This is a genomic window from Moorena sp., assembly GCF_982860115.1.
The window spans coordinates 26,136-38,558 of record NZ_CEYLVT010000039.1 but is presented as its reverse complement, the minus strand read 5'-3'; the positions used below and the strand labels follow the sequence as shown (position 1 = coordinate 38,558).

The 12,423-nt window shown below is 45.0% G+C and carries 4 protein-coding genes; 3 read left to right on the top strand and 1 reads right to left on the bottom strand.

Features of this window, described 5'->3' with window-relative positions:
* Positions 1 to 462 precede the first annotated feature (462 nt).
* Positions 463 to 1,254, top strand: coding sequence for a DUF928 domain-containing protein (locus tag AC4II3_RS09430; protein WP_488008149.1), 792 nt, complete (start codon positions 463 to 465; stop codon positions 1,252 to 1,254).
* A 16-nt stretch (positions 1,255 to 1,270) separates the two neighbouring features.
* Here the strand turns inward: AC4II3_RS09430 and AC4II3_RS09425 are convergent, their stop codons facing one another.
* Entirely contained in the window at positions 1,271 to 4,075 is a 2,805-nt protein-coding gene (locus AC4II3_RS09425; RefSeq protein ID WP_488008147.1) for a CHAT domain-containing protein, read from the bottom strand.
* 479 nt (positions 4,076 to 4,554) lie between these two features.
* Here AC4II3_RS09425 and AC4II3_RS09420 point away from each other — a divergent pair, with 479 nt between their 5' ends.
* Together AC4II3_RS09420 and AC4II3_RS09415 are read left to right on the top strand one after the other, a co-directional pair.
* Entirely contained in the window at positions 4,555 to 11,079 is a 6,525-nt protein-coding gene (locus AC4II3_RS09420; RefSeq protein WP_488008145.1) for a two-partner secretion domain-containing protein, read from the top strand.
* Between the two features lie 434 nt (positions 11,080 to 11,513).
* On the top strand, positions 11,514 to 12,383 hold the full coding sequence (locus tag AC4II3_RS09415; protein ID WP_488008143.1) for a calcium-binding protein: 870 nt from the start codon (positions 11,514 to 11,516) through the stop codon (positions 12,381 to 12,383).
* Positions 12,384 to 12,423: the final 40 nt, after the last annotated feature.

The window sequence follows — 12,423 nt, the reverse complement described above, 5'->3', positions numbered from 1 at the left end:
CTACACAAGATGCCAGTTCTACACAAGATGCCAGTTCTACACAAGATGCCAGTTCTACACAAGATGCCAGTTCCACGCAAGATGCCCATTCCAGAAAACTCTTAAAATCATTCCATTATTAAGCAACGCCAAATCAGAGGCTTTTGGTGGTGCGTTACGGGGCGGACTATCTCAACCCTGGCTACGAAGTTAAAAATAAGGGCAAGTCCGCCCCTAACGCACCCTACTACTGTTCCCTGTTCCCTGTTCCCTGTTCCCTAAAATCCCGAAATTGTGTATGTCATAGCTATAAGAATTGCTATATAAACGCGCTTAGCTTTGTAGTTTTCAGCAATTAAGATTACCAAACTAAGTTATCTATTGGTCTGATTTTATCAATCAAGTTGGTAGCAAGCATCCATGTCATGGTTACCCTATTCGTAGTATGGTTTCAATTAAATAAGCATCTACTCAATCAATATTATGATGGCTGAAATTGTGGGGCTTTTTAACAAACCCATTAACGTTAGAGTAGTAACTGGTTGTGTCTTGAGTTTAGCGCTGGTGGCAACTCCGGGAGTTGTAGCTAGAGCTGAGTATAAGCCTCCTCCTGATCAAAAAACTGCCGGTCAAGAGACCAAAACGAATTCGGGAACGACTAGGGGGTGTGATGGAGGAGATATACCGTTAACGGTTCTTGCTTCTCAAAATTATGTTGGGCAAACGACTTCTACCCATCCGACATTTGCTTGGTTTGTGCCTGACTCCAAATCCTTAAAGCTGACATTCACGATCTACAGTCGTGGCTCAGATGGTAACTTTACAGAAGTCCATAGCATGTCATTGCAGAGTTCACCAGGGATTATGACCCTATCCCCATTTCCACAAGGTGAACCAGGGCTCTTAGTGGGCAAAGACTATGTCTGGCAAGTTGTAATCCTTTGTGATCCTAGTTACCCATCAAGTGCTTTAGTAGACAGAGCACAAATAGAGGTTGTGGAGATGCCCCCAGATTTGCAAGACAAACTTGACAATGCAGTCGATAGCGCCGAAAAAGCAGATCTCTATGCTGAGGCTGGTTTCTGGTACAACGCACTAGATGAAGCCCTCAAACTGGCTGAAGAGTCGAAACTTGGAGTTGTGGCATCTGCTCTGTTGGAAGACCTGGCCAAGTGGGAAAAACCAAAACCATCACAAGACTTGACTGAAGAGGAGCGGGAATCGATTGAAAAACGGATGGGGTACTTGATAAACATTGCTAACGTTGCCCGATAATCCAGTGAACCCCGCTCTACAGCCAATTACCAATTATGATGAATGGTGCCCAATGGGCGGGGGAGTACCTTTTCTTTGGAATCATCTCCTTTTGTGCTTCTTTGAGAGCTTCTGCTTTGCTCATGCCCAATCGGAGGTTATAGTAAAACTGAGTGACTAACTCTGAAGTAGAGTTATCTGGAATATACCAAAGGGAAGCTAGGGCGCTTCTGACACCAGCTTGTACAATGATGCCAGCTAGACCTAGAGTTGTACGGTCGTCTCCTGTCGCAGTTTGACAAGCGGTAAGCACAAGCAACTCTAGTGGTTTAGATCCACGACTTAAGCGGCGGATGTCTTTCTCTAGCTCAGTGATTGTGAGCTTTTCATTATTACCTGTGACTAAAAAAGTGTCCTCTGGAATTGTGCCGAACTTACCGTGAGTGGCAATGTGAAGAATTGGGTAAACTTTTTGTTGGAGTTCTTGCTGCAAGCTCTTGCGGGTAAATTGCTCATCCAAGAGGGTTTTGCTTCCTGGAAATTGAGCTTTGACGTTTTCGATTTCCTTACGGACGTTTTCCAGTTTACTGAAACTTTCACCATCAATGACCGCTGGTTGAGTTAATCCCAAAGCGAGTGCTCCTAGTTCTTGACGGTTCAAGGCTTGGGGATTGGTTAGGGTAAGACTGGGAGTTGTGGCAATGGCATATTTTTCTACCAAAAATTCCTTACCATCATAGAGTGCCGCCATGGGAATGCTACGCAAGATGCCGTCCTGAATAAACACGAGTGTTTTTATCTGCGCTGACTCTAAATCAGAGGCAAATGGAGCAATCAGCCAGTTATACAGGTTCTGTGCTGGTGTTAAGAAAGCTTTAGTGAGGTCATGATGTTGCTGTATTTTTGTCCGGAAGTCGTTGACTTCTTTGATTAGCCTTTGACTATCGACCTGTGACAACTTAAACTTTTTTAACCTTTTATCGCCGTTTGGTAGACTAACCATAATAGCAGCTTTCTCTTCCAGAATCATCAAGCTCAAGACGGCTGTATCTTTGGTGACAAGCTCATCAATTTGTTTCTGGTTGAAGAGTGTTAAAAGACAATCATTCCCGAAGTAATTTTGTAGCTCTGCTAGTTTCAGGGAATCAACGGTTTTGAGGGCAGAATTCAGCTCTGTCTGGTACTGCTCAGACTCAGAGGATAATGAATCGGCACGCTTGAGTCTTAGCTGAGCAAACTGGCGGTACAGAGGCTCAATGGTATCCCGAAAGTCAAATTGTAAGTTTCGCTGAGCAATCAAAATGTCGGTTCGGATACCCTGTTGACCTTTACCCTGTTCACCTTTACCCTGTTCACCTTCAAAACCTTCTAAGGTAGCGATCGCTTCTTTATAAGCATTAACGGCCTCATCTTCCTTAACTTGGGCTTGGAAAATTTGACCAAGCTGCCACTGCCACAAATACAAGCTATCTTTTGCGGATAGATTTTGGTCAGCCATCCACCATGCCTTTTGAGTGAAGTCTAGGGCGTTTTGATAGTCTTGGCGGCAGTAATACAGATGACCCAATTCACCCCATGCAAAAGACTGGGAACGGTAGTCCTTAAGGCGTTGAGCAATTGAGACGGCTTGCTTGAGGAGTGTTTCAGTCTCTGCTTCTAGCTGACGTTTGCCACAGGAATTGTGTTGGGACGTGTGAGTAACCACAGTCATCGGTTGCTCCAGTTTAGCTAAATCGATGGCTGCGTAGACTTTGTCCTGAGAATCCGGTAGTTCGTTGAACAATTCCTGAGCCTCTTGAACCCATTGGTTTCGCGCCTCTATTGATATTGATTCTTGAGGGCGGTAGGACAGTCGAATCAAATTGCGCAATGCTCGCATTTGAGCAGGTTGGTGATTTTGAGTGCGCGCTAGTTCGAGACTTTGCTGAAAATACTTCCGAGCTTGATTGTAATTATTGTTGGCATTTTTTCTAAATTCCTTGGTTGTTTCTTTCGCTCCCCGCTGTTTGGCAGAGCTAGCCCAGCGCTCCCAACGCTGAGCTTTGCTAAAGTAAGCATTACCTAGGTCGTTAAGAAATGAACTGCGATAGGGACTATCGGCGAGAATCTTGGCTGTGTAATTTTTGCCCAATTTATCTATTGTACAGTCTTTTGTGCGTTGGGGGCTGATATCAAACTCAACGTTTTTATCAATCCCTAAACCAGTCTGTAAACATTGAATCCCTTGGTCATAATCCCCTCTGAGAATATAGGCATTCCCCATACTTCCCAAAGCAGCAGCCTCTCCCTTCCAATCGTGATGAGCCCGAGCAACTTTCAAGGCACTGTCTTGGACACAACTGGGTTTGTTTTTAGAATTTTCATCAGTATTAGGGGCTCCACATAGCAGCGCCAGAGCTTTTCTCGGTTGTCCAAAACTATTGTAGGCTTGAGCCAGTTCCGTTTTCATTCGCCCCATTTGTTGCCAGTTTCTTAACTGTTGATAGTCAAGGATGGCTTGCTCCCAGTTAGTGATTGCTTGCTGGATGTGACCAATCTTTTGATAGGCTCTGGCCAGATTTTCCCGGACAATTGCGCTATTGGTATAGTTGTTGCTCTCTTGGTAGAGCGTCAAGGCATTTTGCCAAGGCTCTATGGCAGCTTGATAATCTCCAGCTTGGTAGTACTCAACCCCTTGTTGCACCAGTTGACTGGGATTATCAGCCTGGGTGGTTGCCATATTTCCCGGTTCAGCTGGTTGAGCGATTGAGGGAAGATGACTTAGCCCTATACAAAGGGTAAGGCTAAAGAAGAATAGTATTCCTAAAAAGCGATCGCTTCTGGATTTAGGTTTTCTGGACATTAATAGGATTCTCCAGTGCTAAGTATCTGGACACAAATCTTATATCAAGTTTGGTTGAATACCCTTAATTTAGTAGAGGGTGGGAGGTGTGGGGAGATGGGGAGATAGGGAGATAGGGAGATTGTTATTAAGGGTAATTATCCTGACATGATATTACAGTAATTTGTCCTACAGCTGCATCAGCTGTATTTGAGATGTAAACCTGTATGGTCTTTTTTGATTGGACAATAAAACTGAGGATCTCTTGCCCCTCTTGCCTTTTGCCTTTTGCCTTTTGCCTTTTCATGCAATACCTGTGTTCAAAACCCAGATACAGACGCTATACCTGCTGACAATAATAATTGCACAATTGCGCAATTACCCTTGCTTATATTGGCAATCAAGTTTGTAGGAATAGTTAGCTGATAGGTTAACCGAATACTTTATAATTCCTTTTCAGGGAGCAAAAAAGTAAGAACGGGAGCAAGGAGAAGAATTCCATGGTTAATCAATCTTGGGGTCGTTACTGTGGCTTATTGAAAGTAGCCAGTTGCTTAACGCTCGGTGTGTTTTTTCCCTTTGATAAACATCAAGCCTTGGCTGAGGTTACACCAGATACGACTTTAGGGGCTGAACGTTCTCGGGTTACGCCTGATGCTCAGGTTAGGGGAGGGCTAGCGGATTTGATAGAAGGTGGAGCAGAACGAGGGGCAAATCTGTTCCACAGTTTTACTGATTTTAATGTTGAGGAGTTACAACGGGTTTATTTTGCTAATCCAGCAGGGATTGATAATATTATCTCACGGGTGACTGGCACTAATCCCTCAAGTATTTTGGGCACCTTGGGAGTCGATGGTGCTGCTAATCTATTTTTACTGAATCCCCATGGGATTATCTTTGGAGCCAATGCTCAACTGGATATTCAGGGTTCGTTTGTGGCGAGTACAGCGAATTCGATCACCTTTGGGGATGGGTCATCCTTTAGTGCCAATCCCGACAATTCGTCCTTGTTAACGGTGAGTGTGCCTTTGGGATTGCAATATGGGACGAATCAAGCTGGTGCGATCGCTAATGCTGGGAATTTAGCAGTTGGTTCGGGACAAACGCTCAGTTTATCCGGTGGTACAGTAACTAGCACTGGCTCCCTGACAGCAGCTGGTGGCCGGGTTGAGGTTCTCGGAAATCAGGTTAGCTTGTTGGATAATGCCCGAATTGATGTCTCCTCTGACACCGGTGGCGGTACAGTATTGATTGGGGGAGACTTTCAGGGTAATGGCACGGTTCCCAATGCAGTACATACCTTTGTGGGCTCCGATGTAACGATTAATGCCGATGCCTTGACCAATGGGGATGGGGGCAAGGTGATTGTTTGGGCGGATCAGACAGCAACCGTTCACGGAACCCTTACAGCAAGGGGAGGAACTGTTTCCGGTGATGGGGGATTTATTGAAACCTCTGGCAAACAGTTTCTTAATCTCACCAGTACTCCCGATGCTAGTGCTCCTAATGGCAGTGGTGGCACCTGGCTAATCGATCCCACTGATATCACACTCGCCAATGGTGGTGGTGCTATTGGTACGAATACAGTTGATGTTGATAATATTAATGCTGCCCTGAATAGGGGCACCAACGTCACAATTTCAACAAGTATCGGTGGCACTGATCAAGGTAACATTACTCAGAATAATGATGCACCAATTCGCAAGACAGCAGGTGGAGACGCAACTCTTACCTTGCAGGCAGAAAACGATATTGATCTCAAAGCTGATATTACTTCCAATAGCGGTCAGTTAAATGTAGAGCTGTTAGCTGATAGTGACAATAGCGGAGCAGGCGCTATTGGTATTTTTAATGCCACGATTGATACTAATGGCGGTGATTTCATAGGTTCAGGCAAAGGAAGTCAAGCTCGTAGAGAGGGCATTTTTATTGGTTTTAGCAGCATTAACGCTGAAGATGGCAGTATTAACTTAGTAGGTAGGGGAAGGGATGGTAGTAACAACACTAATAATCATGGCATTACTCTGCTCCAGAGTCGATTAGAAACCAGTGGGTTAGGGAATATTACTCTAATTGGCAATGGTGGAACAGAGGGGGATTTTAGTATAGGCATTGACGTAATCGAAAACACTACTGTTAGTTCTGAAAATGGTGATATTCGCTTGATAGGCACTGGCGGTGGGGTTAACAATGGATGGGGTCTTCAGGTTCGTGATGGCAGTGTAGTTCGCTCCACTGGGACAGGGAATATTAGCCTGAAGGGTACTAGCAACGGCACTGGCGCAGGTAACTACGGCATCATAATTCGAGAGCAGCACTTCAGTGGTAGTCCCGGTGTAGTGGAAGCAACTGGGACAGGTAGCATAACTCTAGAAGGTACTGGTAGTAACGGAACGGATGTAAATCCCGGAATACTAATTGAGGCGAGTGGTAGGGTTTCTACAGCAACCGGAAATATTAGCTTGACAGGTACTGGAAACGGCACTGGAAACGACAATACAGGTATTTTCATTAAATCTGGCGGCGTGGTGGAAACAACCAATGGCACCATTGACCTAGAGGGTTTCAGCGGGAGTGGAGCAAATTTTAATCACGGAATACTACTTCAAGATGCAAACTCTAGAATTAGTTCGATTAATGGAGATATAACTCTGACTGGCGCTAATAATGCTGCTCAAACATCTGCTGGAACAACCAATCACGGCATTTTTATTAGAGTAGACGGTTTAGTGCAATCCAGCGGGAATATTACCTTGACAGGTACGACTAATGGAACTGGTTTGAACCGTGAGGGCATTTCGATTGTACGTGGCGGTCGGGTAGAATCCACCGGAACAGGAATGATTACCATGACTGGAAATGGGGGGAATGGTGGAATCGGGTCCGACGGGAATCAAGGAATCGTTGTTTTAGATCCCAACACTAGAGTGACATCCGTAGATGGCGATATCCTCTTGAGAGGAATTAGCAGAGGAACCGGAACTAACAATTACGGTATTTGGTTGGGTAGAGCTGGCGATGGCGTAGTGCGAACTACTGGAACAGGAAACATTACTCTAGAGGGCATTATTAGCGGCATTGGCAATAACAGTGAGGGGATTTTCTTTGGTGATGGAGGTGCAATTGAAGCTATTGGCACTGGAAACATCACCCTCACCGCTGATGAAATTACTATTGCTAGTAATCTGGCTGAAATTACAGGCACGAACCGCCTTCAGCTACAGCCCCTTGACCCTACTTTGGGCATCACTATCGGTGGCACTACTACTGATGCCCGCTTAAATTTAGATAGCAGCGAACTCAACACATTACAAAAGGGGTTTGCCCAGATTCTGATTGGGCGAGACAACAGCAGCGGTGCGATCGCTATTTTGCCTGCTGCCTTCAACAGTCCTACTACCATTCAAACTCCAGTTACAGGCGGGACAATTACAACAACTGGAGCCATTAACACCAACAATAACCCCCTGACCTTCATTGCCGGTAGCGACGTTATCTTTAACAATGACATCAATACTGGTAGTGGTAATCTTAGTGTTTTAGGGAGTACCATTACCCAAACTAGCGGCAGTCTGTTTGTGAATGGGGATGCCTTCTTCACTAGCACTCTAGCCAATGCAGGTAATGTTAGTGTTACCAACACTAAACCTACCACTGTTGGTTACTCCATTATTGGGGGCAACTTCACTCTCAACTCTGCTCTACCAATTACTCAAGTTCCCGGCGAACCCTTGCAAGTCGCTGGAGATATCTCAGTCAATGGGGGAGATAGCCAACCCCTAATTAACACTATCGGTGACTTTTCTCAAGAGACTCTCCTACCCAATGGGGATTTGATTATTACTCAACTGGGAACAGTTAACCTAGAGGCCAACACCGTCACAGGTAACCTGACAGTAAATAGCTTACCAGCAGCCGTTGTCAGTTTTAACCAGGTTCTGGATAACCCTGCCATCACTCTTAATCAAGACAATTCCTTTGGCGGTACCCTCCGGTTTAACACCACCACCGATGCCATCTTGTTGGAAGGTACCCCCGGTATTATTCAAACTGGCACTCAAACCGTCAGTGGTACCGCTACTTTCAACGCCAACACTGGCAATATTAGTCTCAACGAACCAGCTAATCAGTTTGGTAATCTAGCCTTCACCGGTAATGATGTCTCTATCCGTGAGAGTGACGGGACAAATCTGATCACGTCCTCTGCCACTGGTAACTTGAACTTAACCTCTGGAGGCATGATTACTCAAAATATAGGAGCATCATTAACTGTTGTAGGAGATACCAGCCTCACCACCACCCTCCCCAACGCTGGCAATGTCACAATTACTAACAGTAATGCCACCATCATCGGTAACTCCCTGATTGGTGGGGATTTTACGATTAACTCTACTGGACCAATTTTCCAAGCCCCTGGAGAAATCTTACAAGTAGCAGGGAACACTATTCCAAACGCTCCTAGTGACAATTTAGAGCCTACTGGCAACAATACTATTTTGCCTCGAATAACCTTGCCCAATGGGGATGTGATTATCACTGACGTGGGACTGATCACCCTAAGTGCCGAAAGTATCTCTGGCAATCTAACGGTGAACAGCTTAGGGAGAAGACTGACTTTCAACAACAATGAAGCCTTTAACGAAAGTACAGCGATTGAATTAGCTCAATCTGGAAACTCCTTTGGCGGCGTATTGAGAATAAATACTGAGGCACCCCTAAGTCGCCTCGATACAGGTACTCCCGAAATTATCCAAAATGGTTCTCTAAATGTTAGCGGTACTGCTAGCTTCAAGGCTAAGAATGGCAATATTACTCTCAACAACTCAGAGAATCAGTTTGGGAATCTTTCCTTTACAGGGGGTAACATCTCAATCAACGAAAGTGACTCTAGCAACTTACTAAACTCAACTTATGCTGGTAATGTAACAATTACTTCCGGTGGTGCGATCGCACAAATCGGTAGCCTTAGTATTATAGGCTCTTCCAATCAAGAAAAAAGCTTGATACTCAACGCCATCGGAGACATTAATACTCAGGATATTATTAGTCCCAGTGGCTCGATTACCCTCACCAGCAACAATGGTAGTATCGATACTACGGAAGGTATTCTCAGCACATTTTCCTCTGGCAGTGGCGGAGCGATAACCCTGTCTGCTGACGGTGACCTTAACCTTGGTTCTCTTGATTCTAGTGGTAGCACTGTAGCAGGGGGTGATATTACGTTAAATAGCAACAGTGCAATCATAGCAAAAAATCAGCTTATTACTACCGAAACTCGTGGCTCCGTTAAGGCTGGTGACATTAATATCATCAAGGCTCAATCCGTTTCCTTTACTGGGACGAGAGTATCGACGATAACTCGTGGAGATGGCTTGGGCGGAAATCTCAACATTAATGCTTCTGATTCCATCAATATAATCAATGGTAGTCGATTGCTTGTCCAGACATATGGGACTGGCGATGCTGGCAACGCAATCATTAATACTCAGCAATTGGTTGTACAAAATGACCGACCTGAATTGAATAGGTATACTGGCATAGGGACAGAAACATTCAGCAGTGGCAATGGAGGGAACTTAACCATCAATGCTTCCGAGTCTGTTAAACTAAGGGGCAATCAATCCATAGTATTTAATCCTAATCCTCTAGACCTAGACTCACTTCGCCAGGCAGGTCAAACTGCTACAGGTTTGACAACAGCAACTTTTGGGACTGGTAATGCTGGTAATTTAAGCCTTACTACTAGTAGTTTAGTCATTCAGAATGGAGCTGGAATTATCTCAGGACCTGTTTTAAGTGACGAAAATGATGCACAAGGTACCTTGCCTGAGGGAAAAGGCGGAGAGTTAAGTATAACTGCTACCGAGTCTATCGAGATTCAAGGTCAGGCAGGCATAGCGACTGCTACTCTCGGAAATGGTGATGCAGGAAACTTATTTTTAAATTCTGGCAGAATAACTCTTGAGGAGGGAGCTACAATTTCGGCAGGTACAATTACTGGTCCTGTTGCTACTCCTATTAATGCTTCCGGAAATGCCGGGGATATAGATATTACAACCAACCAACTGAGCGTCCGCAGTGGTTCACGCATTGGCGCAGCAACCACAAATCGAGGTGAAGGAGGAAATATAACCATCAATGCCTCAGAATCAGTAGAAGTGATTGGCACCTCAGCGGATGGCACAGTCCCCAGTGGTGTGTTTACAGCAGCACTTTTAGGCTCAACTGCAGAGGCTGGAGACTTAGAGATTACCACTGGAAAACTAACCCTTGAGGATGGTGCAGAGATAACTGCCCAAAGTGAGGGAGAAGGCGACGCTGGCAACATCAATCTCAATGTCTCAGACAGGTTAACAGCTACTGACGGCAATATCATTACTGCTACCACTCAATCTGCCGGAGGTGAGATCAAAATCACAGCCAAAGATATTAGGCTACGGGGTGACAGTGACATCACCACCAGTGTCTTCAGCGGTGCTGAGAACGGGGGCAATATTACCATCACCACTGACTCCCTCATTGCCTTTGCTGACAGCGACATCCTGGCCTTTGCCCGTGATGGCCGAGGAGGTGATATTACCTTCAAAACCCCCATCTTCTTCGGCTTTGCCTTCCGTCCAGCACCAAAAGGCACTGACCCAGCTACTTTAGATAATAATAACCGAGTCGATATCAATGCTAGTGGGGCAGTCGATGGGGTTATCACTTTACCCAACCTCGATTTTATCGAAAACAGCCTGACAGAGTTACCGGACAATCTGATTGACACCGACAATCTGCTAGCCAATAGCTGCATTGTCCGAACCAGTGAACAAGAGGGAAAATTCATCATTACCGGTGGTGGTAACTTACCCACCCGCCCTGGGGATGCTTCCGTTTCACGTTATCCCACTGGAGAGGTACGCACGGTGGTACCCAGTGAGAGTGCCTCTCGTCCTTGGCAAAAGGGTGACCCAATTGTTGAAGCAACGGGGGTTTATCAACTGCCCAATGGAAACCTAGTGATGGGGCGGGAATGTTCTTGAGGCTAGGGGTGAGGAATTTTGAACAGAAGCTTGATCCTATACTTCCTTAGCTTCAAGCTTTAGCTTTTAGCACAACTACCGTAAACCAAAAAAGAGAGGCTCACTGGATTAGAGCCTCTCTTTTTGATTACCAATATGTAGTTTTCAGCAATCCCACTGACTAAATCTTGCCATGAGTCTTGGTTATCCAAGTCATCACATTGGTAGATACGGTGAATGAATTCTAAAAGCCTTAAATTTATTATGAAAATTAAACAACAAGCAAGCTAAGCCAGTTGCTGAACAAATTATGTCTAACTAATTTGTTAATTTTGCAAAATTAACGACCAAATTCTAGCAAAAATTAAGGCTTAGACATTGGGGTTATCTAGAATTAATTGACTGAATATAACCCTTTGAAGTTACACAATTCAATTCTCTCAGGAGTAAAAACCATGGGAAATTACGTCGGTAACAATGCTAACAATTACTTTCAAGCGCACAAAGAAGGTTGGTGGATATTCAAGAAATGGAAGTCTTGGACAATGACGGGTAATGGCGGCAATGATACCCTGATTGGCGGTCCAAAGAACGACACTTTATATGGTAATAGCGGCAACGATAACCTCTACGGTGAGGGTGGAAACGACTATCTGGATGGCTCGACTGGCCATGACTATATCTATGGTGGCTCAGGTAACGACACCCTTTTTGGTTACTCTGGACACGATAATTTATATGGTAATAGCGGCAACGATAACCTCTACGGTCAGAGTGGAAACGATTATCTGGATGGCTCGACTGGCCATGACTATATCTATGGTGGCTCAGGTAACGACACCCTTTTTGGTTACTCTGGAAACGATTACTTAAGTGGCAGTTCCGGCAATGACAGCCTCAATGGTGAATCTGGCCATGATACATTACTTGGAGGAACGGGAACCGATACATTAGTCGGGGGTTCCGGTAATGACATCCTCAATGGTTATGGTGGCACTACAGGAGAATACGATATCCTAAGCGGAGACTACAGTTCATCCCAGCCTGGTGTTCAAGGTTCTTATGATGGAGCAGATACATTTGTTTTGGGGAATGCCTTTGGGGCATTCTATCTAGGCTCGGGCTATGCCACAATTACCGACTTCTACTGGTCTGAGGGAGATAAGTTCCAGGTTTATGGTAGTTCCAGTGACTACTCACTGAGCTTCCAAAACTGGTCTGGCAGCAGTGCAAAAGATACCTTGATTTACTATAAGAACGATCTTATCGGTGTGGTAGAAGACACCACTAATGTTGTGATTTCTTCGGACTTTAACTTCGTTTAAGACTCTTTCCAAAAACACCCTCAGCCTCTGGGGGTTGGGG

Bases quoted from the DNA above. Each gene is read 5' to 3' on its own strand.
- AC4II3_RS09415 (WP_488008143.1), top strand. From the start codon at position 11,514: ATGGGAAATTACGTCGGTAACAATGCTAACAATTACTTTCAAGCGCAC.
- AC4II3_RS09430 (WP_488008149.1), top strand. From the start codon at position 463: ATGATGGCTGAAATTGTGGGGCTTTTTAACAAACCCATTAACGTTAGA.
- AC4II3_RS09420 (WP_488008145.1), top strand. From the start codon at position 4,555: ATGGTTAATCAATCTTGGGGTCGTTACTGTGGCTTATTGAAAGTAGCC.
- AC4II3_RS09425 (WP_488008147.1), bottom strand. From the start codon at position 4,075: ATGTCCAGAAAACCTAAATCCAGAAGCGATCGCTTTTTAGGAATACTA.